This window comes from Streptococcus cristatus ATCC 51100, from assembly GCF_011612585.1.
Classification (GTDB): Bacteria; Bacillota; Bacilli; order Lactobacillales; family Streptococcaceae; genus Streptococcus; species Streptococcus cristatus_H.
Window position 1 is genome coordinate 314,179 of record NZ_CP050133.1, and the last position, 24,476, is coordinate 338,654.

23 protein-coding genes and 1 pseudogene are annotated in these 24,476 nt (G+C 44.2%); 19 read left to right on the forward strand and 5 right to left on the reverse strand.

The features are described from left to right. The first annotated feature begins 3 nt into the window (after window positions 1-3). Both HBA50_RS01580 and HBA50_RS01585 read left to right on the forward strand, forming a co-directional pair. Window positions 4-897 carry an RloB family protein gene (locus HBA50_RS01580; RefSeq protein WP_045500538.1) on the forward strand — a complete coding sequence of 298 codons (894 nt, stop codon included), beginning with the start codon at window positions 4-6 and terminating at the stop codon, window positions 895-897. A gap of 53 nt (window positions 898-950) precedes the next feature. Further along, a pseudogene (locus HBA50_RS01585) lies at window positions 951-1,181 on the forward strand (IMP cyclohydrolase); the annotation flags it as partial. Window positions 1,182-1,298: 117 nt separating this feature from the next. Here HBA50_RS01585 and HBA50_RS01590 read toward each other — a convergent pair. Beyond that, entirely contained in the window at window positions 1,299-1,598 is a 300-nt protein-coding gene (locus tag HBA50_RS01590) for a YbaB/EbfC family nucleoid-associated protein (protein WP_045500544.1), read from the reverse strand. Between the two features lie 169 nt (window positions 1,599-1,767). Here HBA50_RS01590 and HBA50_RS01595 point away from each other — a divergent pair, with 169 nt between their 5' ends. After that, complete coding sequence (locus tag HBA50_RS01595; protein WP_045500546.1) at window positions 1,768-2,181, forward strand: hypothetical protein; 414 nt, start codon at window positions 1,768-1,770, stop codon at window positions 2,179-2,181. Between the two features lie 36 nt (window positions 2,182-2,217). Here the strand turns inward: HBA50_RS01595 and HBA50_RS01600 are convergent, their stop codons facing one another. Continuing rightward, window positions 2,218-4,509, reverse strand: a complete 2,292-nt coding sequence (locus HBA50_RS01600) for a Xaa-Pro dipeptidyl-peptidase (protein ID WP_045500547.1) — start codon at window positions 4,507-4,509, stop codon at window positions 2,218-2,220. Window positions 4,510-4,611: 102 nt separating this feature from the next. Here HBA50_RS01600 and gla point away from each other — a divergent pair, with 102 nt between their 5' ends. The 11 genes from gla (at window position 4,612) to HBA50_RS01655 (ending at window position 14,124) form a co-directional block, all read left to right on the forward strand. Next, window positions 4,612-5,508, forward strand: a complete 897-nt coding sequence (gla, locus tag HBA50_RS01605; protein WP_045500550.1) for an aquaglyceroporin Gla — start codon at window positions 4,612-4,614, stop codon at window positions 5,506-5,508. A gap of 192 nt (window positions 5,509-5,700) precedes the next feature. Continuing rightward, window positions 5,701-6,438, forward strand: a complete 738-nt coding sequence (locus tag HBA50_RS01610; RefSeq protein ID WP_045500555.1) for a CppA N-terminal domain-containing protein — start codon at window positions 5,701-5,703, stop codon at window positions 6,436-6,438. Further along, window positions 6,435-7,367: a serine hydrolase domain-containing protein gene (locus HBA50_RS01615; protein WP_045500558.1), complete on the forward strand. Its 933-nt coding sequence runs from the start codon at window positions 6,435-6,437 to the stop codon at window positions 7,365-7,367. Before HBA50_RS01610 ends, HBA50_RS01615 begins: the two co-directional genes overlap by 4 nt. 179 nt (window positions 7,368-7,546) lie before the next feature. Beyond that, the gene (gene mvk / locus HBA50_RS01620) at window positions 7,547-8,425 is read left to right on the forward strand and encodes a mevalonate kinase (RefSeq protein WP_045500562.1); all 879 of its coding nucleotides are present in this window, start codon (window positions 7,547-7,549) and stop codon (window positions 8,423-8,425) included. Then, the gene (mvaD, locus tag HBA50_RS01625; protein ID WP_045500564.1) at window positions 8,407-9,354 is read left to right on the forward strand and encodes a diphosphomevalonate decarboxylase; all 948 of its coding nucleotides are present in this window, start codon (window positions 8,407-8,409) and stop codon (window positions 9,352-9,354) included. Before mvk ends, mvaD begins: the two co-directional genes overlap by 19 nt. Beyond that, window positions 9,344-10,363 (forward strand): phosphomevalonate kinase, encoded by a 1,020-nt coding sequence (locus HBA50_RS01630; protein WP_045500567.1) that lies wholly within the window; start codon window positions 9,344-9,346, stop codon window positions 10,361-10,363. The genes mvaD and HBA50_RS01630 overlap by 11 nt, the downstream gene beginning before the upstream one ends. Beyond that, entirely contained in the window at window positions 10,347-11,351 is a 1,005-nt protein-coding gene (gene fni, locus HBA50_RS01635; RefSeq protein WP_045500570.1) for a type 2 isopentenyl-diphosphate Delta-isomerase, read from the forward strand. Before HBA50_RS01630 ends, fni begins: the two co-directional genes overlap by 17 nt. Before the next feature lie 177 nt (window positions 11,352-11,528). Continuing rightward, window positions 11,529-11,819 (forward strand): 30S ribosomal protein S6, encoded by a 291-nt coding sequence (rpsF, locus tag HBA50_RS01640; RefSeq protein ID WP_002896497.1) that lies wholly within the window; start codon window positions 11,529-11,531, stop codon window positions 11,817-11,819. 11 nt (window positions 11,820-11,830) lie between these two features. Next, window positions 11,831-12,325, forward strand: coding sequence for a single-stranded DNA-binding protein (locus HBA50_RS01645; protein WP_005591685.1), 495 nt, complete (start codon window positions 11,831-11,833; stop codon window positions 12,323-12,325). Window positions 12,326-12,365: 40 nt separating this feature from the next. Further along, a complete protein-coding gene (gene rpsR, locus HBA50_RS01650) occupies window positions 12,366-12,605 on the forward strand; it encodes a 30S ribosomal protein S18 (protein WP_000068664.1) in 240 nt (79 codons plus the stop codon). Between the two features lie 124 nt (window positions 12,606-12,729). Beyond that, entirely contained in the window at window positions 12,730-14,124 is a 1,395-nt protein-coding gene (locus HBA50_RS01655; protein ID WP_045496874.1) for an IS1182 family transposase, read from the forward strand. Between the two features lie 79 nt (window positions 14,125-14,203). Here the strand turns inward: HBA50_RS01655 and HBA50_RS01660 are convergent, their stop codons facing one another. Continuing rightward, window positions 14,204-14,878: a DUF1129 domain-containing protein gene (locus HBA50_RS01660; RefSeq protein ID WP_045500576.1), complete on the reverse strand. Its 675-nt coding sequence runs from the start codon at window positions 14,876-14,878 to the stop codon at window positions 14,204-14,206. An 18-nt stretch (window positions 14,879-14,896) separates the two neighbouring features. Then, a complete protein-coding gene (locus HBA50_RS01665; RefSeq protein ID WP_045500579.1) occupies window positions 14,897-15,841 on the reverse strand; it encodes a magnesium transporter CorA family protein in 945 nt (314 codons plus the stop codon). A gap of 122 nt (window positions 15,842-15,963) precedes the next feature. Between HBA50_RS01665 and uvrA the strand changes: the two genes are divergently transcribed. After that, window positions 15,964-18,789: an excinuclease ABC subunit UvrA gene (gene uvrA / locus HBA50_RS01670; RefSeq protein WP_045500582.1), complete on the forward strand. Its 2,826-nt coding sequence runs from the start codon at window positions 15,964-15,966 to the stop codon at window positions 18,787-18,789. A 113-nt stretch (window positions 18,790-18,902) separates the two neighbouring features. On the opposite strand, the gene HBA50_RS01675 is transcribed toward uvrA, so the two are convergent. Then, complete coding sequence (locus HBA50_RS01675; protein ID WP_005591690.1) at window positions 18,903-19,358, reverse strand: universal stress protein; 456 nt, start codon at window positions 19,356-19,358, stop codon at window positions 18,903-18,905. Window positions 19,359-19,615: 257 nt separating this feature from the next. Here HBA50_RS01675 and HBA50_RS01680 point away from each other — a divergent pair, with 257 nt between their 5' ends. From HBA50_RS01680 to aspS, 4 genes are all read left to right on the forward strand, one after another. Then, window positions 19,616-20,830, forward strand: coding sequence for a pyridoxal phosphate-dependent aminotransferase (locus HBA50_RS01680; RefSeq protein WP_045500585.1), 1,215 nt, complete (start codon window positions 19,616-19,618; stop codon window positions 20,828-20,830). Window positions 20,831-21,041: 211 nt separating this feature from the next. Next, a complete protein-coding gene (gene codY / locus HBA50_RS01685) occupies window positions 21,042-21,830 on the forward strand; it encodes a GTP-sensing pleiotropic transcriptional regulator CodY (protein ID WP_005591692.1) in 789 nt (262 codons plus the stop codon). Further along, a complete protein-coding gene (locus HBA50_RS01690; RefSeq protein ID WP_045500587.1) occupies window positions 21,830-22,387 on the forward strand; it encodes a cysteine hydrolase family protein in 558 nt (185 codons plus the stop codon). Before codY ends, HBA50_RS01690 begins: the two co-directional genes overlap by 1 nt. Window positions 22,388-22,696: 309 nt before the next feature. Next, on the forward strand, window positions 22,697-24,433 hold the full coding sequence (aspS, locus tag HBA50_RS01695; RefSeq protein WP_045500590.1) for an aspartate--tRNA ligase: 1,737 nt from the start codon (window positions 22,697-22,699) through the stop codon (window positions 24,431-24,433). Window positions 24,434-24,476 lie beyond the last annotated feature (43 nt).

Consider the following 24,476-nt stretch of genomic DNA (forward strand, 5'->3'; position numbering starts at 1 on the left):
GATATGACAGGGTATAAAAGTACAGGAAGTATGAGGTTGGCTGGGAAACAACCGTTTCAAGTAAGGGGAAATTCTGGAATTCGTGAACCAAGAAGGATATTTATTATATTTACCGAAGGTGTCGAGACTGAACAAAGGTATTTTGAGGAATTATCAAAATCTGAAAAAGTAAAGAAAAACATTCAAATCAAAGTATTAAATAGATGGAAAGAGCATTCAGGAAGATCGAATCAATTCCAAGTAGTAGATGATATAAGAGAATTTATTTTTCAAGCGACTAAGATTAATGAAAAAGATAAATCTAACTTTGAAAGTTATTTCAAGCAAATTGTTGATGGCTGTAATAGCCAGACTTTACTAAATATTGCGAATAAAATTCCCAAACTAATCAAAAAATATCCAGATTTAATATCTGAAAAAGAAAATATTCAAAATCAGTTATATGCGTTGGCAACAATTACAACTTATGATTCAACTTATGATAAAATCTGTATTATAATCGATAGGGATGTGAATAGTTTTAGTGAAGAGCAATATCAAAATGCAATAAATTTATCTGAAGAAAACAACTTTATTTTGGGAATCTCTAATCCTTGCTTTGAGTTCTTCTTATTACTGCATATCTATGATGTTTCAGATATTTCAAAGGATGATATATTGGAAAATAAAAAGGAGCAGGGGAAAACTTTGATGGAGCGTATTTTGAATCAATGTTTGAAGCAAGAAATAGGCACCTCTTTTAAGAAGCGAAGTTATGATGTTAAATATTTCATAGAGAATATAGACAAAGGAATTGGAAACTTAAAGTTATATCAATTTGAAAACCATAAACTCATTAATGAAGTTGGAACATCAGTATTTACAATATTGAATGAAATATTAGAATCCTCAAGCTAAAAAATCTCTATTAGTTTACAAATGATAAACTCCTAATGAGCCGTCCAATAGTTGTGGTCTCAGTCCGCATCGCGATTGATCAAGCCAAAGACCGCCTTGATGGCGCTGTACTTGCTTCTGATGCCTTCTTCCCATTTGCAGACAACGTGGAAGAAATTGCCAAAGCAGGAATTAAGGCCATCATTCAGCCGGGTGGCTCTGTCCGTGACCAAGAATCCATCGAAGCCGCTGACAAATATGGCTTGACCATGGTCTTCACAGGAGTGAGACATTTTAGACATTAAGAAGATTTATATTGGAGAAAATGCAGAGATCTTTTCTCCAATTTTTGCGCAAAAAAACTCCCAAAAGAATGAATATATCATCTTTTGGGAGTTGATTTTTATAGGGGCTTAACAGAATTAGAAAGAAAGTCCACTTTGGAAAGCGCTGAGTTTTTGCTTAGCTACTTCGTTGATTTGATCGATAGCAGCATTGATAGCTTGGCTAGTCAGATCAGACAGAGTTTCTGTATCTTCTGGATCTACGATAGCAGGCTGAAAGTCAATTTTGACAACCTTTTTATCACCAGTAAGAGTTGCTACAACTAAATCTTGGCTAGATTTTCCAACAAATTCAGTTGCGGCTAATTCTGCTTGAGCAATGTCCATTTCTTTTTTAAGTTTTTGGGCTTGCTTCATCATGTTTTGCATATTCATCATAAGATTTTCTTTCCTTTCTCTCGCAAGGGCTGAGCCCCTTGGTAATCTTCACTCTTTAATTATATCATTTTTTAGAAAAGTGGCAAGAAGAACATTTCTAGAAGGTTTGACAAAGATTTAGTCTTTATAGTAGAATGGTCATGAATCTATATCCCAAGGAGAAGACAACTTGAAAAATAAGAAGATAAAAGCTTTGCTGTTGGTAGTGCTCTCATCCCTCTTCATCCTAATCGGCTGTAGTGGTAGCCCTAAAATTCAGGGGAAATGGAATGTTCAGGATGTTAGAGGAGAACAAATGACCATTGAAATAAAGGAGAAAACCATCATTATCAACGAAGAAGAGTATAAGTATACTCAAAATGCTGTTGGTTTTAAAAATGGGGTGAGTTATTATGGCCTGACTCGGAAAGATAATGGCAAAATATTTTCTATCGTCTTTCCTGAGAAAGATAAAAATGTTGCTATTATGCTAATTCCTGATTCAGACGAGGATTATCTCACAGGCAGTATGCTCTTTGCTATGAACCGCAAGGAAAAGCCAGATTATAAAAAATATGCAGAAAAATATTTCAATCTACAATAAAAGAAAAAGGCGCTGAATTTCAGCGTCTTTTAGGTTTTATGAAAGTGATGCCATGGTTGGCAAGTCTAGACTAGACTGCTCTAGATCTACCGTCAGCTGATAATCGGTCTTATCACGGACGGTGTGTTCGAAGTCAGTGGTGTAGAGGACGAGGCGGAGTTGGTCGCCTTTTTTCATCTTGTAGATGGTTGGTTGCAGCTCAAAGCTACATTCCATCCATTGGTCAGGAGTAACTTCTTCGACCGTCAGCAAATCTGTCCGATTTTGCAGGTTGAGGAAACCTTTGGTAATGACACGGTGTGGCGTTTCAGCAAAAGGTAGTTCAAGTAGATTGTCCAGCATATAGTAGCGGCCATTGTCCATGACTCGAGGCTCAAGTGGTGTCGGAATCGGAGTGAGGCGTTTAGCTGGTCCAAAGTCCAGTAGTTGGGCAGAAATCAGCCCCTTGTCCGTGCTGGATTTAAGGCGCAGTTTGAGCTGGGTGGCCCCGTTGAGGAAGAGGTCGTCTTCCAAAGTCCAATCCAGATTAATCTGGTTGACCTTGCCGTCAAAGAGCTCGTTTTTAAAGCTTTGGTAGTTTTTGGCAAAGCGGTTATAATCTTCTTCTGAATACTGGTTTTGAATCTCTTGAGCGCCTTCACCTAGTTGGAAATGAGCGTAGTTCTTCTGTCCACCAAAGTCTTCCAGAGTTAGCCAGCTTTGAGCTTGGCTGTTGTCCTGCCAGATGACTGGTGGCAGTTCGAAGTCTGAAGCATGGCCTAGCAGTTTCTTGCTGAGGAGGGCATTCATGGCTTCGCGGAAGTCGATGGACTGCCAGTTGTTCATGTAAACATGGGCACCGTTATGGAAAAAGAGGTGCTTTTTGATGTGAGCTGGCAGAGCTCGGAACATATTATAAACATGGAGGGGCTTGACATTCCAGTCTTGAGAGCCATGGGTGAAGACGACTTCGGCCTTGACCTTATCTGCATGGAGCAGGTAGTTGCGGTCATGCCAAAATTGATTGTAATCTCCGGTTTGCCGGTCTAGGTCTTTGCGCTGTTGCTCTAGGCTTTGCTGATAAGCGTCGTTGTTGTGCAGGTAGTCACCAGCCCTCATGTTGCGGGAGTAGGTCAGTTCGGTCAGGGATTCAAAGTCCTCTCCTGGGTAGCCACCAGGACTAGTGACGAGACCGTTTTCGCGGTAGTAGTTGTACCAAGAAGAAATCCCTGCTTCGGCGATGATGACTTCCAGTCCATCTACTCCAGTCGTTGCCAGCCCGTTGGACATGGTGCCCAGATAGGAGATACCGGTCGTAGCCACTTTTCCGTTGGACCAAGTGGCCTTGATTTCCCGTTGGCGAGTGTGGTCGGTGAAGGCTCGACAGTGGCCATTGAGCCAATCAATAACGTTCTTATAAGCCTCGATCTGCTGATAGTCGCCGCTGGTCATCAGTCCTTCAGAGTCTTTAGTTCCCACGCCAGACACATAGAGATTGGCAAAGCCGCGGGGTAGCAAGTAGTCGTTGAGTGTGTAGGTGCCGATATGGCCTAATTTTTCCTCGGCTTCAGAGACTTCTTGGACAGGAGCTAGCGAATCCAGTTGGAGCAATTTAAGCTCGGGATCTTGTACTGTGATTTGATGTGGCTCTTTTTTTACTAAGTCCACATTCATATTATGGAGAGCCTTGTCGCTGGCCGGATCATTGGTTCCCTGATGATAAGGAGAAGCGGTCATGACAGCGGGGATTTTCCCTTGGTAACGAGGACGGATAATGCTAACCTTGACTAGATCTGGCTGGCCGTCTCCATCAGTATCAACTCGGCTTTCTACATAAACTACCTCACGAATGGCATCATGGCTGGAAAAGGTTGCCAGGCTCTTACCGTTGAAGTAGTGGTGGGTATTGTCCTCGGGAATCAATCCCTCGCTGACCAGCTTATCAACCAGCAAATTGCCATTTTTTGTTCGAGTGTTGAGCAACTGGTAGAGGTTTTCTAGCAGATCGCCATAAACGATAGGGAAGTTGCTTTCTGTTCGGAATTTCTCAAGATCGGTGAAATCAACAAAAGGCACAAAATCCAATAGCTGAAAGGCAGTCATGTAGAAGACCTCAGCTGTCAGTTCACGGTCTGACTCGAAGAAGGTCAATAGGTCAGTTTCGCTATCAGCTGCCCAAGCTCGAAGCAAGTAGTCAGTATCCTGATAGAGAAAGAAACAGCGTCGTAGGAAGCTTTGGATATTGTCTTTGTCAGAAAGGTGCGGCTCATAGATGAAGCCCAACTCGGCTAATTCTTGGCGCATAGTGTCTGGATTTGTCTTGCGATAACTATACTGATTAAAGCGCATATTTTTCCCTCTTTTTCTGGTTTTTATTTAAAATGACCTTTACATTATCCATTATACTTGATAAAATATAGATTGTCTAAAAAATTTAAAAGGAGAAATTAGATGGATTTCAGTTGGGCTATTAAATATGCCACGGAATTTTTAGGAACAGCTATCCTTATCATTTTGGGGAATGGTGCTGTTGCCAATGTTGAATTAAAAGGAACTAAAGGTCATCAAAGTGGCTGGTTGGTCATTGCTGTTGGTTACGGTATGGGGGTTATGATTCCAGCTTTGATGTTTGGAAATACCTCAGGTAACCACATCAACCCTGCCTTCACTTTAGCACTTGCGATTAGTGGTTACTTCCCATGGGCGCATGTAGCACCTTACATTCTTGCTCAAGTTTTGGGTGCTATCTTCGGACAGGCTTTGGTCGTAGCGACACACCGCCCTTACTACTTGAAAACAGAAAATCCAAACAATATCTTGGGTACTTTCTCAACCATTTCAAGTCTAGATCACGGAACACCTGAATCTCGTAAAGCAGCAACAATCAATGGCTTTATCAATGAGTTTGTTGGTTCCTTTGTTCTTTTCTTTGCAGCGATGGGCTTGACTAAACTTCACTTCGGTGCGGAACTGAAGGTTCTTATCGAGAAGAATGTACAACAACAAGCTCTTCAAGCAGCTCAAGCAGGTCAAAAAGTAGCAGAATCAGATGTTCAAAGTCTGATTCACAATACATTTGCACAAGCAACAAATGGTTCATCTGCTGTCGCTCACTTGGCGCTTGGTTTCCTTGTCATGGCTTTGGTAACTTCACTTGGAGGTCCTACTGGACCAGGTCTTAACCCAGCCCGTGACCTCGGACCTCGTATCTTGCACTTTATCTTGCCAAAATCAATCCTTGGTGAACACAAGGGCGATTCAAAATGGTGGTATTCTTGGGTACCGGTTGTGGCACCAATTGCGGCTGGTATTGCAGCAGTAGCTTTGTTTAAAGCGATTTACGGATAATATTTATCAAAAGACTGAGAAAAATCTCGGTCTTTTTTTGTTGGTTTCTGACTAATAGAAAAATGCGATTTGGTTTATATTTTTGGTCTGTTAGATTAGGATAGTGGAAATGTTCTGAAAATTGTTGGTTTGCGCATAATTTCTTGTCAAAAAAATGAAAATTTATTACAATAAAATAGTTTGGAGGAAGTTATGAGTGTGAATCATGTTGCAAGAATTGTTCCAGTAATAAAAGTAAATAATCGGAACCTAAATCAAGATTTCTATAGTAAAACGCTAGGGATGAAATCCCTATTAGAAGAAGGAGCCCAGTTGTCTTTGGGCGATCAAACCAAAACAGAAAGATTGATCTTAGAAGAATCTCCAAGCATGCGCTCTCGTCGAGTTAAAGGGGCAAAAAAATTGGCTCGCTTAGTGATCAAGGTGGCACAAGCGTCAGAAATTGAGGCTTTGTTGGCTCGAGGGATTGAAGTTGATAGTTTATATCGTGGGGAGAAAGGTTATGCTTTTGAAGCGATTTCCCCAGAAGGCGATCACATCCTGCTCCATGCAGAAGAGGATCTGAGCAGCTTACAACCAGTCCAAGAAACTCCTGCATTTGAAGTGCAGGACGACTTTATCGGCTTGAGTCAATTTGATGTGGAAAAGATTGAGCTTCGTGTCCCGGATTTACAGGCTGTCAAGGCTTTCTATCAACCAGTGAGCAATGTCTTGGATTTCCTAGATGTGCAGGAAGCCCAAGGAGACGATTTGCAGGCTGATAATACGAAAACTTGGGATTTAGCTATGCTCAAATGTTTGGTGGCAGACTTTGATGTGGAAAAATTGTCATCGATTTTTGCAACACAGGAATTTTTTGTCCCTAAATCTAAAAAATTCTTGGTCAGCCAAGACCAAAGTAATATTGAACTATGGTTTGAGCAACTATGACCCAGCGGATTTTAGAAAAGATCGATCAGCAGCTTGCTGCAGGGCTTTATCCTGGGGCTAGTTTGTCTCTTTATCGTGATGGACACTGGCAGAGTTTTTATCTGGGCTTAGCAGACCCGGCCAATCAATCAGTAACGCGAGCTGGTCTGGTTTATGATCTGGCCAGCGTCAGCAAGGTGGTTGGTGTAGGGACCTTGGTGGCATTTTTGCTTCAGACTGGTGACTTGGATATCGATGCGCCTTTGCGACAATACTATCCAGCCTTTCATGATGATCGGGTGACTCTGCGCCAGTTGTTGACCCATACCTCTGGGCTAGATCCCTTTATTCTTAATCGGGATAGGCTCAATGCTCAAGAATTAAAGGCGGCCCTCAATAGCTTGACAGTGCTGGATGACAAAGCCTTCCATTATACAGATGTTAATTTTCTCCTGCTGGGCTTTATGCTGGAGGAGCTGTACGGGGAAGCTTTGGACCGCTTATTTGAATACAAGATTTTTAAGCCGTGGGCGATGAAGAACACTAGCTTTGGGCCAGTAGCTTCTGCGGTGCCGACTGTTCGTGGCGTGAAAGCGGGAGTGGTTCATGATCCCAAAGCGCGTGTCCTAGGCCATCATGCCGGTAGTGCTGGACTTTTTTCAAGACTTGAGGATTTGCAGATCTTTTTAGAGCATTATTTGCGGGATGAATTTGCAGAGAAATTGAGCCAAAACTATGCTCTAGAGCCTGGCAAGACACGCAGTCTAGCTTGGAATTTGGAAGGGGAATGGCTGGATCATACTGGCTATACGGGTACTTTTATCATGTACAATCGGGCGGAACAGAAAGCCGCAATCTTTCTGTCCAATCGCACCTATGAAAAGGATGAACGTGCCCAGTGGATTTTAGACCGCAATGAACTGATGGATTTAATCAGAAAAGAGTGGTAGCATCCTCCCTACCGAGGCTAAAGGCCCGTCACTGATGATGAAATAGGATAGAACTCCGGCTTTTGCTTGGAGTTTTTGACTGCTTAACGTGACTTTGTCAGTCAAGATAGGAAAAGATCGCTTTTTTTCCAAAAGTATATTAAAATATAGAAGATAGAAGGAAGAAATAGAGAGAAAGTATGACAAAAGAGAAGGGTGTCGGCAAGGCACATAGCAAGATTATTCTGATGGGGGAGCATTCGGTGGTCTATGGCTATCCAGCCTTGGCTTTGCCTCTCAATAATATCGAAGTGACTTGTCAGGTATTTCCTTCTGAGAAGCCTTGGACTCTCTATGAGGAAGATACCTTGTCCATGGCTGTTTTTGCCTGTCTGGAGCACTTGGGGAAGCAAGGTGCTCAGATTCGTTGTCAGGTGAATTCCATGGTGCCAGAAAAACGAGGCATGGGTTCGTCTGCAGCTGTCAGCATTGCAGCTATTCGTGCGGTTTTTGACTACTTCGAAGAGGCCTTGGATCATGAGAGTCTGGAAATTCTGGCCAATCGAGCAGAGATGATTGCTCATATGAATCCTAGCGGTCTAGATGCCAAGACCTGCCTTAGTGATGTAGCCATCAAGTTTATTCGTAATGTCGGATTTTCAGAGATTGAGTTAGATTTGAGCGCTTATCTGCTGATTGCGGATACGGGCATTCACGGACACACGCGGGAAGCCATCAAAAAGGTGGAACGCTTGGGTCAGGAGGCTCTGTCCCTCTTACAGGAGCTGGGAAATCTGACAAAAATCGTTGAGAAGGCGATCCAGCTCAAGGATTTGCTAACTATGGGACAGGCCATGACTAGGGCTCACGGGAAACTAGCTCAGTTGGGAGTTTCCTGCCAGCTATCTGATGACTTGGTCGAGCTGGCACTTGAAAATGGAGCTCTCGGAGCCAAAATGAGTGGTGGTGGCCTAGGTGGCTGCGTGATTGTGCTAATAAAAGAAAAGAAAGAGGCGGAAGACCTAGCCCGTCTTTTGAGAGAGAAAGGAGCCAGCAATATATGGATAGAAAGCCTGTAAGAGTCAAGTCTTACGCCAATATTGCTATTGTCAAGTATTGGGGAAAGGCAGATGCTGAGCGGATGATTCCTTCCACTAGCAGTATTTCCTTGACTTTAGAGAATATGTACACCCAAACCCAGTTAAGTCCGCTTTCGGCTGAGGCTGCTGGCGATGAATTTTATATTGATGGGCAATTGCAAAGCCCAGAAGAGCATGCTAAAGTCAGTCGGATTATTGATCGCTTTCGGACGGAGCCAAGTGATTGGGTTCGGATTGATACCAGTAACAATATGCCGACAGCTGCAGGTTTATCCTCTAGTTCCAGCGGCTTATCTGCCTTGGTCAAGGCTTGTGATGCTTATTTTAAAACTCATTACAGTACCGAGGAGCTGGCCCAGTTGGCCAAGTTTGCTTCAGGTTCTTCGGCTCGCTCCTTTTTTGGTCCTTTGGCAGCATGGGACAAGGATAGCGGAGCAATTTATCCTGTGCAAACCGACCTTAAGCTAGCCATGATTATGTTGGTGCTTCATGATGAGAAAAAGCCGATTTCTAGTCGACTTGGCATGCAGCTCTGTGCCGAAACGTCCAAAAATTTTCAAGCTTGGATTGACCAGTCGGCTCAGGATTATCAGGATATGCTGGCCTACTTAAAGGATAATGATTTTGAGAAAGTTGGGCAGTTGACCGAGGAGAATGCCCTGCGGATGCATGCAACGACAGAGACAGCCACGCCTCCATTTACTTATCTGACGGAGGAAAGCTATGCTGCAATGGATTTTGTTCGCCAGCTCCGGGACCAGGGGTATCGTTGCTATTTCACCATGGACGCTGGTCCTAATGTCAAGGTTCTCTGTCTTGAAGAGGACTTGGAAGACTTGGTGCCCCTCTTTGCGGATCAGTACCGTCTGATTGTCTCCAAAACGAAGGAATTGCCTGATGACAACTAAGATGCAAGTCCAGACCTGCGGAAAGCTCTATCTAGCCGGAGAATACGCTGTTCTGAGCCCTGGTCATGCGGCCTTGATTAAGAATGTTTCCATCTATATGCGGGCAGAGATTGAGTCAGCGGATAGTTATGAGTTGGATTCGGATCTCTTTAGCCACAAAGCCAGTCTATCGCCAGACGCGGACTATGGCTTGATTCAAGAGACCATTCAGTTGATGAACGATTATCTCAGCTTGCTGCAACGCCCATTGCGCCCATTTGCTCTGACTGTCAGAGGAAAAATGGAGAAAGGCGGGCGCAAGTTTGGGCTGGGTTCCAGTGGCAGCGTGGTTGTCTTGACGATCAAGGCTATGGCTACCTTTTATCAACTGAAACTAAGCTCTGAGCTCCTCTTTAGACTAGCTGCGGTAGTGCTTCTCAAGCGGGGGGATAATGGCTCCATGGGAGATCTGGCCTGCATTGCTTATGAACAACTGGTTTATTACCGATCTTTTGATCGGATGGCAATCCGCCAGCGATTGGTCGACACAAGTCTATTAGAAATTTTAGATCAAGATTGGGGCTATGAAATCAAACCAATTCAGCCTAGTTTGGGCTGTGATTTCTTAGTTGGTTGGACGAGAGAACCGGCTATTTCGAGTGACCTTGTCAAGCAGGTTAAGTCGAGTTTAAACGAGGACTTCTTGACTCAAACCCAGCTTCAGGTGGACGGTCTGAAAGAAGCTTTTTTGTCGGCTGATAAGACAGCTGTAAAAAATAGTTTATTGACTGTCAGTCAGTTATTAGACAGGCTCAGTCCGCTGATTTACACGGAGAAATTACAGGACTTAAGAGAGGCGAGTCAGGGCTTAGATTGTGTCGCTAAAAGCAGTGGAGCTGGCGGTGGAGACTGTGGCTTCGCCCTGTCTTTTGCTACCGAAGATAGCCAAACCTTGATCCAACGCTGGAAAGAAGCTGGTCTGGAATTACTCTACCAAGAAAGGATAGGTGCTCATGAGCCAAAGTCGTAAAGATGATCATATCAACTACGCCCTAGAACAGCCCCTTGGCTACAATAGCTTTGATGATATAGAATTGATTCATCGCTCTTTGCCAGCATATGATTTGGACGAGATTGACTTATCCACTCATTTCGCCGGGCGTGACTGGGATTTTCCCTTTTATATCAATGCTATGACAGGTGGAAGTCCAAAAGGGCGAGAAATCAATGAAAAACTGGCTAAAGTGGCGGAGGCCTGCGGCATCCTCTTTGTGACAGGTTCCTACAGTGCTGCTCTGAAAAATCCAGATGATGATTCTTATGCTGTGGCAAAGGATAAGCCTAGTCTACTCTTGGCCAGCAATATCGGACTTGACAAACCAGTAGCAGCAGGCTTGCAGGCGGTGTCGGATTTGAAACCTTTGTTTCTCCAGCTACATATTAATGTTATGCAGGAATTGCTAATGCCTGAGGGAGAGCGGACTTTCAGAACTTGGAAGCAGCATTTGGAAGCCTATGGAAAAGATTTTCCAGTCCCCCTTGTCCTCAAGGAAGTAGGCTTTGGCATGGATCGGAAAACGATTGAGGAAGCTCAGGCACTAGGGATTTCAACCTTTGATATTTCTGGTCGTGGTGGAACGAGCTTTGCCTATATTGAAAATCAGCGGAGCGGTCAGCGAGACTACCTCAACGGTTGGGGGCAGACCACAGCTCAGGCTTTACTGGCAGCGCAAGATTGGGTGGACAAGGTGGAGTTGCTGGCAAGCGGTGGCATTCGCCATCCTCTAGACATGGTTAAAGCCTTGGTCCTTGGTGCTAAAGCAGTCGGCCTTTCTCGGACTATGTTAGACTTGGTCGAAAAATATCCAGTCGAAGAGGTCATTGCTATTGTAAATGGCTGGAAAGAAGATTTACGTCTGCTGATGTGCGCCCTGTCCTGTCGCAACCTTCAAGAATTAACATCCGTTCCCTATCTGCTCTACGGTCGCTTAAAAGAAGGAGCCGAGCAGGTGCAATAAATCACCAGCTTATGTGCTTTGTCTAGTTAATAAAATGCTTTAGCAAATCATTCAAGGAAAAGCGAAATTTATTCTTGCTATTTGCTGGAAAATCTAGTATAATTATTATTTGTGAGTGAACCTCACTTACCCCTTGCAGCGTCTTGGGGTCATTAGACCAAAAGGAGGAACATATCAATGGCTAAATACGAAATTCTTTATATTATTCGTCCAAACATTGAAGAAGAAGCTAAAAACGCTTTGGTAGCACGCTTTGACTCTATCTTGACTGACAACGGTGCAACTGTTGTTGAATCAAAAGACTGGGAAAAACGTCGTCTTGCATACGAAATCCAAGATTTCCGTGAAGGGCTTTACCACATCGTTAACGTTGAAGCAAACGACGATGCAGCTCTTAAAGAGTTTGACCGTCTTTCAAAAATCAACGCTGACATTCTTCGTCACATGATCGTCAAACTTGACGCTTAAGAAGGTAAATTATGATTAATAACGTTGTACTTGTGGGACGTATGACCCGTGATGCTGAACTTCGCTATACACCGCAAAACCAAGCGGTCGCAACCTTTACTCTGGCTGTTAATCGCAACTTTAAAAATCAAAGTGGTGAGCGTGAAGCGGACTTTATCAATGTTGTTATCTGGCGTCAGCAGGCAGAAAATCTTGCTAATTGGGCCAAAAAAGGAGCTCTAATCGGAATTACTGGTCGCATCCAGACTCGTAACTACGACAATCAGCAAGGCCAGCGTGTCTATGTCACAGAAGTCGTTGCAGACAACTTCCAGCTTCTGGAAAGTCGTGCCAGCCGTGAAGGGCAGCCTTCAGCTGGCTTTGGTGGCGGTGGCTTCGGTGGAAATTCTGCACCAAGCTATGGTAATGCTGACTCATTCAACCAAGTACCGAATTTTTCTCGTGATGAAAGCCCATTCGGCAATTCAAATCCGATGGACATCTCAGACGATGATTTACCATTCTAATAATGGACAAAACTAGAACTATAATATAAAGGAGAATAACATGGCTCAACAACGTCGTGGCGGATTCAAACGCCGTAAAAAAGTTGATTACATCGCAGCAAACAAGATTGAATATGTTGATTACAAAGATACTGAGCTTCTTAGCCGTTTCGTTTCAGAACGTGGGAAAATCCTTCCTCGTCGTGTAACAGGAACTTCAGCTAAAAACCAACGTAAAGTAACAACAGCTATCAAACGCGCTCGCGTAATGGCTTTGATGCCTTTCGTAAATGAAGACTAATATGAGTCCCTGCTTCTAGCAGGGATTCAGATTGAAGACAAAGTCCTTAGAAGACACTTTTCTAAGGGCTTTTCTTTTTGTAAAGTCGTATAATAGAGGTGAGAAGAATTGTGAGGTATTCTCTATGTTTCACAAAGAAAAACCTGATTATCATCGCTGCCAATATGGCTTCTATACGATCGACGAATTGGTCCCAGAGGATCACTTTCTTCGCCAAGTGGATTCAAAGCTTGATTTTGATTTTATCTATGACTTGGTAGAAGACACCTATAGTCCAGATAATGGTCGTCCTAGTCTCGATCCTGTCATGTTAGTCAAAATCCCTTTGATTCAATGTTTTTATGGCATTCGCTCCATGCGCCAAACCATTAAAGATATTGAAGTAAATGTAGCTTATCGTTGGTTTCTTGGACTAAGCTTGGATGACAAGGTCCCTCATTTTACCACCTATGGAAAGAATTACAGTCGTCGTTTTCAAGATAAAGAATTAATTTCAGAGATATTTTCGCGAGTGCTCCATCAAGCTTTATGTGCTGGCTTAATTGATCCTTCGGAACTATTTGTGGATGGTACTCACATCAAAGCGGCAGCTAACAGTCACAAATATCGTAAGAAAATGGTTGCCCAACAAGCTAAATTTATGAGTGAGCAATTGGAAGTTGAGATTGATTTAGATAGGAGGAAACATGAAAAAAAGTCCTTAAAGCCCGCAAAAGAAAGCGAGGCTAAAGAAAAGAAAATCTCAAGGACAGACCCAGAGAGTGGCTGGTTCCACAAGGGTCAACACAAGGAAGTATTTGCCTATTCTGCCCAGGTAGCTTGTGACAAGCATGGTTGGGCACTAGCTTATAGTGTTGAAGCAGGAAATGTACACGATAGTCAGGCTTTCCCTGCCCTTTTTTCAAAGATAGAAGCTTTCTCCCCACGCTACATTATTGCGGACTCAGGCTATAAGACCCCAGCTATTGCTCATTATTTATTAGAGCGAAACATCATCCCTGTCTTTCCCTATACCCGCCCCAAGGGTGTAAAAGGGAACTTAAGGCCCGGTGATTTTGTTTATGATGCCTTCTATGACTGTTACCTCTGCCCAGAGAACCAAGTGTTAACCTATCGCACGACGACCCGAGCAGGCTACCGTGAGTATAAGAGTGATCCAAAAGTATGTGTCGCCTGTCCCCTATCATCAGTTTGTACCCAGAGCCAGAATCAGCAGAAAGTCATCACAAGACATGTATGGAAAGATGACCTTGAATTTTGTGAAGAGATTCGCCACAAAAGAGGGATGAAGGAGCTTTATAAGAAGCGCAAGGAAACAATTGAGCGACTCTTTGGGACTGCTAAGGAATATCATAACTTGAGATACACCAGAGAGAAAGGAAAGTCCAAAATGGAAGATAAGGTTGGGCTTACTTTGGCGTGTTTGAATCTTAAAAAACTAGTAAAAATGAGGGTGGACAAGCCTTTTTATTTTGTTCAAATGACCATTATTCTATCAAAAGATGAAATATTAGCCTGACAAACAGAAAAAGACAAACACCATTTGGAATGTTTGTCTTCAATCTGAAAGAGGTTGCAAAACCTCTTTTTTATGCTGCTTAATATTTCGCTGGTCCCATAGTCGCACTCTTGATATTGAAGCGTTTCTTGAGATAGAAACGGAGTGCTAGAGTGATCCCTCCGATGATGGCAACGACAATGTTTGACAAATGTGGGTTGAGAGAGTCGGGCAGTAAGCTAGAACCAATGATTGAAAGGGTCCAAAGACCAATGGCTACTAGCATGATAAGGATAGATTTGAGTAGATGTGGACGCTGGCTACGGTCAGTGTCTGGTCCGTAAAAACGGTAAACGAAATGATAGAGGGCGTAGAAAGCGAGACCACCGACAATACTACCAAAGACAAGTGTCGTCATGCCGTAAACTGACGGTTTAGAAGATGCCAAATTGACGATGGAAGTCAGAACGGTAAAGAAACCGAAAATGAAAAGGACAGAATCCAGCATCATCCATTTTGGATCGTCGTTTTGTTTTGGATGTTCAGCGTCATAGCGCTCCTTAGCAGTGAGAGAAGAGGCCCAGTAAGTTGGTGCCCCATAGAGAGCACGGGCAGGGATGCCCTTGGCCTGATTTTCTAAAATGTTTGGAATGATTTCCTCTAAGATTGCTTTCACTTCTTCGTCGGATTTGCCATCTTTGAGGAGTTGATGAGTAGCGATGTGGAGAAATCCCTTATTTTTCTTAGTTAGTTTGTCTGATACTACTTGTGACATAAGCGTCCTTTCTGGTGATTAGAATAATTTTTTATGGAAGAGGTAGAGGGTCAGAGAGCCACTCAGAGCAAAGGCGATAAACATGATAATCCAGAAGGCATGTGGCTCGCCATTTAGAGGCAGTTCATTATCTTTGAAGTTCATCCCATAGGCTGAGAAAAGCATGGTCGGGATGGACATAACAACGGTTACTAAGGCCAGTGTCTTCATGACATTATTCTGATTGTTGGAAATAATGGAAGCAAAAGTATCTGTCATGCTGTGGAGGATATTTCCATAAATATCAGCCATCTCGATGGCCTGCTGGGTCTCAATCAGGGTGTCTTCCAGCAAATCTTCATCTTCCAAGTATTTCTTGATATTGCTGGTAGAGCTGGTTAGTTTTTTAATTACGCGTTCATTGGTTTTGAGGGAGGCTTTGAAATAGACGATGGTCTTTTCCAGCTCCATGAGCTCAATCAGTTCTTCATTTCGAGTTGATTGGTGCAGCTGGCTTTCAATCTGCTCGCTCTTGCGGTCAATGGAACGCAGGGCTGTCAGATATAGCTCGGCATTGCGATAGAGAATCTGAAAGATAAAACGTGACCGCATGAAAGTATAAAAGTTACGCAAGCGACGGTGGATAAAGATATCCAGCAGGGGCAGCTTTTCCAAGCAAGTCGTGATGATAGCTTCTTCTGTGATGATAATACCAAGCGGGATAGTAACATAGTAGGTCTGGTTATTCCGCTCCTCAGTGATAGGTACGTCTACGATGATCAGTGTGTACTCATCCTCGATGGTGACCCGAGACATTTCCTCGGCATCGAGGGGTGCCCGTAGGTCAGCTATGTCAATGCCAAAGGCGTTTGCGATTTCTAAAGATTCATTTTGGGAAGGATTTACCATATTTATCCAAGTTCCCGATTCAAGTGTATCAATCTCCTTGAACTCGGTTGTTGTTGATAAAAATACTTGCTTCATATCTCCTCCTAGAATCGTTTATAAGCACCGTCTTATTATACTACAAATTCTAGTCTTTTGGGAAAAAGTTTGCAGAAAAATTTGCTATAATAGAAGAAGTTTAAAGGTAAAGTGTGGAAGAGATGCAAGATAAAATTGTGATTCATGGAGCGCGAGCTCATAATTTAAAAAATATTGATGTAGAAATCCCCCGAGACAAGCTGGTCGTGGTGACTGGTCTGTCTGGTTCGGGTAAGTCTAGTTTGGCTTTTGATACCCTTTATGCTGAGGGGCAGCGCCGCTATGTGGAAAGTCTATCAGCCTATGCTCGGCAGTTTTTGGGCAATATGGAAAAGCCGGATGTGGACTCGATTGATGGTCTCAGCCCAGCTATTTCCATCGACCAGAAGACGACTAGTAAAAATCCGCGCTCAACAGTGGGAACTGCCACTGAAATCAATGACTACCTGCGCCTGCTCTATGCTCGTGTTGGAACGCCCTACTGTGTCAATGGACATGGAGCGATTAAGGCCTCGTCTGTTGAGCAGATTGTCGACAAGGTTTTAGAATTGCCAGAGCGTCAGCGGCTGCAGATTTTAGCGCCGGTCATCCGCAAGAAAAAGGGCCAGCATAAGACCGTTTTTGACAAGATTCAGAAAGACGGTTATGTCCGGGTGCGCGTAGATGGCGATGTCTACGATGTAACAGAAGTGCCAGAGCTTTCTAAGAGCAAGCAGCATGATATTGAAGTCGTGGTGGACAGAATTGTCATCAAGGAAGGAGTGCGCAGCCGCCTCTTTGACTCGGTTGAAGCAGCTCTGCGGATTGCTGAGGGCTATGTGGTGATTGATACCATGAACGGTCAAGAACTACTCTTTTCTGAGCACTATGCCTGTCCAGTATGTGGCTTTACAGTGCCTGAGCTAGAGCCACGTCTCTTCTCTTTCAATGCGCCTTTTGGTTCTTGTCCAGACTGCGATGGTCTGGGAGTTAAACTGGAAGTGGATCTAGATGTGGTCGTGCCAGAAGCTGGCAAGACTTTGCGCGAAGGAGTGTTAGCGCCTTGGAACCCCATCTCCTCTAACTACTATCCACAGATGCTGGAGCAGGCTATGGCAGCCTTTGGCATTGATATGGACAAGCCTTTTGAGGAGCTGACTGAGGAAGAAAAGCAGTTGATTTTCTTTGGCTCAGATGGACGGGAGTTCCATTTCCATTATGAAAATGAATTTGGCGGCGTACGCGATATTGACATTCCCTTTGAGGGGGTTGTCACCAATATCAACCGTCGCTACCATGAAACCAATAGTGATTTTACTCGGACGCAGATGCGGACCTATATGAATGAGCTGACTTGTGCGGCTTGCCATGGTTATCGACTCAGCCCTCAGGCTCTGTCTGTCAAGGTTGGCGGTGAAGATGGCTTGCATATCGGTGAGATTTCAGACTTGTCTATTGCAGATCATTTGGTCCAGTTGGACAAGCTTAGCTTGACTGACAACGAAGCTACGATTGCGCGTCCTATTCTTAAAGAAATTCATGACCGCCTGACCTTCCTCAATAACGTTGGTCTTAATTACCTAACCTTGTCTCGCTCGGCTGGGACTCTATCAGGAGGTGAGAGTCAGCGGATTCGCTTGGCAACTCAGATTGGCTCGAACTTGAGTGGCGTCCTCTATATCTTGGACGAGCCCTCTATTGGCTTGCACCAGCGTGACAATGACCGTCTGATTGCCAGCCTCAAGAAGATGCGTGACCTGGGTAATACCCTCATCGTGGTTGAGCATGATGAGGACACCATGCGAGAGGCTGACTGGCTAATTGATGTGGGACCAGGAGCTGGTGTTTTCGGTGGTGAAATCGTTGCAGCCGGCACTCCTGCGCAAGTGGCTAAGAGCAAGAAATCCATCACAGGCCAATACTTGTCGGGTAAGCGCGAGATCCCAGTACCATTGGACCGCCGTGTAGGCAATGGTCGCTTTATTGAAGTTATAGGGGCTCAGGAAAATAACTTGCAGAATATCACGGCTAAATTCCCCTTGGGCAAATTTATCGCTGTGACAGGAGTTTCTGGATCCGGCAAGTCAACGCTGGTCAATTCTATCCTTAAAAAAGCCATCGCCCAAAAACTCAACCGTAATTCTGCCAAGCCAGGTAAGTTTAAGAAAATCAGCGGCATTGAGCATGTGGATCGACTGATTGATATTGACCAAAGCCCGATTGGTCGGACACCGCGCTCTAACCCGGCTACCTATACTGGAGTCTTTGACGATATTCGCGATCTGTTTGCCAAGACCAATGAAGCCAAGATTCGCGGCTACAAGAAGGGCCGTTTCAGCTTTAACGTCAAGGGCGGTCGCTGTGAGGCCTGCTCGGGTGATGGGATTATCAAGATTGAGATGCACTTCCTGCCTGACGTCTATGTGGCCTGCGAGGTCTGTCACGGCACTCGCTATAATAGCGAAACTCTGGAAGTCCACTACAAGGAGAAGAATATCGCTCAGGTTCTGGACATGACGGTCAATGATGCGGTAGAGTTCTTCCAGCACATTCCCAAGATTGCCCGCAAACTCCAGACTATCAAGGATGTGGGACTAGGCTATGTGACTCTGGGGCAGCCAGCTACAACCTTGTCAGGTGGTGAAGCCCAGCGGATGAAGTTGGCCAGCGAGCTTCACAAGCGCTCGACTGGTAAGTCCTTCTATATCTTGGATGAGCCGACCACAGGGCTTCATACAGAGGATATTGCTCGTTTGCTCAAGGTTCTAGCCCGCTTCGTGGACGATGGCAATACGGTCCTTGTCATTGAGCACAATCTGGACGTTATCAAGACAGCTGATCATATCATCGACCTAGGACCGGAAGGCGGTGTCGGTGGTGGAACCATCATTGCGACGGGTACACCAGAGGAAGTCGCAGCCAATCCAGCCAGCTATACTGGCCAGTATTTAAAAGGCAAGCTAAAATAATATTGCTATCGTTTTAAAACACAAATCCCTCACTAGGCTAACCTAATGAGGGATTTTAACTTATAGTTATGAGGGAAGTAGGGCATAGCTATCGCAGCAACCTACTAGATATTTTAGAATGTTTTTTCTTTGTCACGAACGACCAGTAAGTCCACTTTAGCGTGGCGGAGGATATATTCGGATGATGAGCCGACTAGGAGGCGTTCAAAGGCATTGAGACCAGTAGCTCCGACCATAATCAAATCAACCTTGTGTTCGTCAGGAATATCAGTTGACAGGAGGGTTTTGGGATTGCCCAATTCAATGACGACATCAACGTATTTGACCCCTGCTTTTTGCGCCTTTTCCTTGTATTCTGTCATCAACTTTTGTGCTTCTTCTTGGAGGTCTTCGTAGACCTCGGCGTCAAAGGTTGAGACGCTTTGGAGAGCCCGTGTATCAATCACATGAGCAATTGTCAAACGAGAAGCATTTCTCAGTGCTACATTAACACCTTTTTCAAAAGCGAGTTCTGCTTCGCGAGAGCCGTCAACAGCGACCATGATATTTTCATATTTTTGTTGAGTCATAAAGCTACCTCCATCTTTTGTCGAATCCTAGATTCGAGTTTCTTATATCTTCACTTATATTGTAAACCTTTTCAGAAAAAAAGTAAAGCTGCAAATGAAATTCAGAAATCAAGTGAAATTATTGTGATGGATAAGTGTATTTTCCTAAATTAGAAGCTTTATTTTAGTTGAATGGAGCTTTCTTAGATTCTTCCTAATTGTCAATCTTTTTTTCTGGTGGTATAATAAAATCATTCAGATGAATTGAGGAAAATAGGATGAAAGAATTTAATAAGTCCAGCAAGCTGGAGCATGTAGCCTATGATATTCGTGGGCCAGTTTTGGATGAAGCGATGCGGATGCGGGCCAATGGAGAGAAAATTCTCCGCTTGAACACAGGAAATCCAGCTGAATTTGGCTTTACCGCTCCAGACGAGGTCATTCATGATTTGATTATGAATGCGCGTGATAGTGAGGGGTACTCTGATTCTAAAGGAATTTTCTCAGCCCGTAAGGCCATTATGCAGTATTGCCAGCTCAGAAATTTCCCTAATGTTGATATCGATGATATTTACCTTGGAAATGGAGTCAGTGAGCTGATTGTTATGTCTATGCAGGGACTCTTGGATGATGGAGATGAGGTCTTAGTACCGATGCCGGATTATCCGCTCTGGACGGCTGCAGTTAGTCTGGCTGGTGGGAATGCGGTTCATTATGTCTGTGATGAGCAGGCGGAATGGTATCCAGATATTGATGACATCAAGTCAAAAATCACTTCTAATACTAAGGCTATCATTATCATCAATCCTAACAATCCAACGGGAGCACTTTATCCTAAGGAACTTTTGCTAGAGATCGTGGAAATTGCTCGCCAGAACAATCTTATTATCTTTGCGGATGAGATTTATGACCGCATGGTGATGGATGGGCATGTACACACGCCTGTGGCAAGCTTGGCACCTGATGTTTTCTGTGTCAGCATGAATGGTCTATCAAAATCCCACCGTATCGCTGGCTTCCGAGTTGGCTGGATGGTGCTATCTGGACCTAAGCGGCACGTTAAAGGCTATATCGAAGGCCTCAATATGCTGTCTAATATGCGCTTGTGCTCTAACGTCTTGGCCCAGCAGGTTGTGCAAACATCGCTTGGAGGTCACCAGTCGGTGGACGAATTGCTTTTGCCAGGTGGCCGTATCTATGAACAAAGAAACTTCATTTACAATGCCATTCAAGATATTCCAGGTTTGTCTGCAGTCAAACCTAAGGCGGGTCTTTACATCTTCCCGAAAATTGATCGAGAAATGTACCGTATCGATGATGATGAGCAGTTTGTCTTTGATTTCCTCAAGCAGGAAAAAGTCCTTCTTGTCCATGGACGAGGCTTTAACTGGAAGGATCCAGATCATTTCCGAATCGTTTATCTGCCTCGAGTAGATGAGCTAGCCCAGATCCAAGAAAAAATGACACGCTTCCTACGCCAATACCGCAGATAAGCATAAAATACAAGTCATAAACCGTTTAAAACAAATTCGTCTTAGAATTGTTTTAAATGGTTTTTTTGATGGAGTGATTTTTTCGCAATCGCCAAATTCTGAATCTTTCAGAATTGTAGCGAATTTTTTTTCAATACACAATTTTCAGATAATTATTGAAAATTTCAGTCGATTATGGTACAATCAAGAAGACTAAATACGAGGTAAATGTATGGCAAAACTATTAGAAAAAACAAGGAAGATTACTTCTATCTTGAAACGTTCAGAGGAGCAACTTCAGGAGGAACTTCCTTACAATGCGATCACTCGCCAGCTTGCTGACATTATTCATTGCAATGCCTGTATCATCAACAGCAAGGGCCGTCTCTTGGGCTATTTCATGCGCTACAAGACAAATAATGATCGTGTAGAAGCCTTTTTCCAAGACAAGACTTTCCCCAAAGAATATGTCCAAGAAGCAAACATGGTGTATGAGACGGAGGCTAATCTGCCTGTAACTCACGATTTGACCATTTTCCCAGTGGAAACCAAGGATGAATTTCCAGATGGTTTGACTACTATCGCACCGATTCATGTTTCAGGAATTCGCTTGGGTTCGCTGATTATCTGGCGCAATGACAAGGAATTTTTGGATGACGACCTGATTCTGGTCGAGATTGCTAGCACGGTGGTCGGTATCCAGCTGCTTAATTTCCAGCGGGAAGAGGATGAGAAAAATATCCGTCGTCGGACAGCTGTGACCATGGCAGTCAATACCCTGTCTTACTCAGAGCTAAGAGCTGTTTCAGCTATTCTGGGCGAGCTCAATGGCAATGAAGGCCAACTGACGGCTTCGGTCATTGCTGACCGCATCGGGATTACTCGTTCAGTCATTGTCAATGCCTTGCGTAAGCTGGAAAGTGCGGGGATTATTGAAAGCCGCTCGCTGGGGATGAAGGGAACTTATCTGAAAGTACTGATTCCAGATGTTTTTGAGGAAATTAAAAAGAGGGACTATTAATGGCTAAAGCACTGATTTCCATTGATTATACAGTTGATTTTGTTGCAGATGAGGGCAAGTTGACCGCAGGAGCGCCTGCTCAGGCGATTTCTGAAGCCATTGCTCAGGTGACCGAGGCGGTATTTGATCGAGGCGACTATATCTTCTTTACTATTGATGCCCACGATGAAAATGATGCCTTTCATCCTGAGAGTAAGCTGTTTCCACCTCATAATATCAAAGGAACTAGCGGTCGCAATCTTTACGGTCCTTTGGCCGATTTTTATGACAAGCATCAAGCAGACTCACGGGTCTTTTGGATGGATAAGCGTCATTATTCTGCTTTTTCCGGCACAGATTTAGATATCCGCCTGCGGGAAAGAAAGGTAGATACGGTCATTTTGACTGGAGTCTTGACAGATATTTGCGTCCTGCATACGGCGATCGATGCCTATAATCTTGGTTACCAGATTCAGGTGGTAGAGCCGGCAGTGGCTTCTCTGTCAGAGGAAAATCACAAATTTGCCTTAAACCACTTGCAAAATGTCCTGGGTTCGACTATAATAGATACAATTTAAGAGTAAAAGAGAAGCAGAGTAGGCTTGCTGACTTGCACAGAGAGTACTGATAGCTGAGAGCAGTACCAAGAAAGCAAAACCGAAGAACATGTTTCATAATCTTTTGTGTGACCAAGCACAAACGTCGCTCACGTTACGAGCTCAGAGGCTGCCTTTTAGGGTAGCGAATAACAGTGGTACCACGGCTTTCGTCTGTTTCAGAGACGAAAGCTTTTTATTTTGCAAAAGGAAAAGTGGAGATGCTGGAAGAAAGTTGCTAATATGCCTAAGGACAGGGCGGCTTGCAAATGGATTTGAGAGGGAAAGAACATGAAAGAAATTTTTATCGGAAACTATGGTTTAGAGCAGGTCGGACAGACCATGACCGCAACTGGCTGGGTGGCCAATATCCGTAATCACGGCAAGTTAGCCTTTATTGAATTGCGGGACCGCGAGGGCTTGCTGCAGGTCTTCGTTGGCGGTGAGATTGAAGATTTTGCTAAGCTAGAAGACATTGGCAAAGAGGATGTTATTTCAGTGACAGGGCAAGTAGTTCAGCGGGAAGAGCGTTTTGTCAACAAGGCCATCAAGTCTGGTCAGGTTGAGCTAAGGGCAGAGAAGATTGAGGTCATTGCTAGCAGCAAGGCATTGCCTTTTGAACTGGACCAGCATGCCCATACTGGGGAAGATCTGCGTCAGAAATACCGCTATCTGGACTTGCGTCGTGAGAAGATGACACATAACCTCAAACTTCGTCATCAGGTCACCTCAACCATTCGAGATTATTTGAACGGTTTGGACTTTTTGGAAGTGGAGACGCCTTATCTGACCAAGTCAACTCCTGAAGGTGCTAGAGATTTCTTGGTTCCTAGTCGGATCTTTAAAAATCAATTCTATGCGCTGCCTCAGAGCCCACAGATGCTCAAGCAGTTACTGATGGGAGCTGGCCTCGAGCGCTATTATCAGATTGTTCGTTGTTTCCGTGACGAAGATTTGCGGGGCGATCGTCAGCCAGAGTTTACTCAGGTGGACTTAGAGCTGAGTTTTGCCAGCGAAGAAGAAATCCGAGCTCTGGTTGAAGCCATGCTCAAGGCTGTTGTTAAGAAAACTCATGGTTTAGAGTTGACAGAAGCTTTTCCGACTATCAGCTATGAAGAAGCTATGAGCCGCTTTGGTTCTGATAAGCCAGATACACGCTTTGGTTTAGAGTTGAAGAGTTTGACGGATTTGTGCCAGTCCAATGATTCGCTTCTCATCAAGAAAGCTTTGGACAACCAAGAGGAAGTGATGGGAATCTGTTTGCCAGATGCAGCTAGTGCTTTTAGTAAGAAACAGCTGAGCCACTACTATCAGGAAATGAAGGAATTTGGCTGCAGTCGTTTCGCCAGTCTAAAGGTTGAAAATGGCCAATTGGTTGGTGATTTGGCTAGCACCTTTGAGGCTGAGAGTCAGGATTTACTAGCACGTTTTGAAGCCACGGATGGAGACTTGATTCTGCTAGTCATGGCTAAGAAGCGTCGGGCTCAGGAAGCTTTGGGACATCTGCGTCTAGAAGTCGCAAAAGCTTTGGATTTGATTGACCTGAGTCTGCTTCATTTCCTCTGGGTTGTGGATTGGCCGCTGCTGGAGTGGAATGAAGACCAAAACCGCTATCAAGCCATGCACCATCCTTTCACCCAGGGCATTTTTGAAGAAGGTCAGGAGCCAGATCAATATCGCAGCCATGCCTATGACATCGTCTTGAACGGCTATGAAATTGGTGGAGGGAGTCTGCGGATTCATGATCGGAAGGCTCAGGAAGCGATGTTTGAGCTATTGGGCATGAGCCGAGAAGACTATGAGCGAGACTTTGGTTTCTTCCTAGAAGCCTTGGAGTACGGCTTCCCACCACACGGTGGCTTGGCTCTGGGCTTGGATCGCTTGGTTATGATTTTGACTGGGGAAGAAAATATCCGACAAGTCATTGCTTTTCCGAAAAATGGTACTGGCTTTGATCCTATGCTTGAAAGTCCGAGTTTGGTTGACCAAAGACAGCTCAAAGAACTGTATTTGGAATTGAAGAATTAGCCGGAAATATGGTAAAATGAAATGATGCGAATTCCTGAAAAAA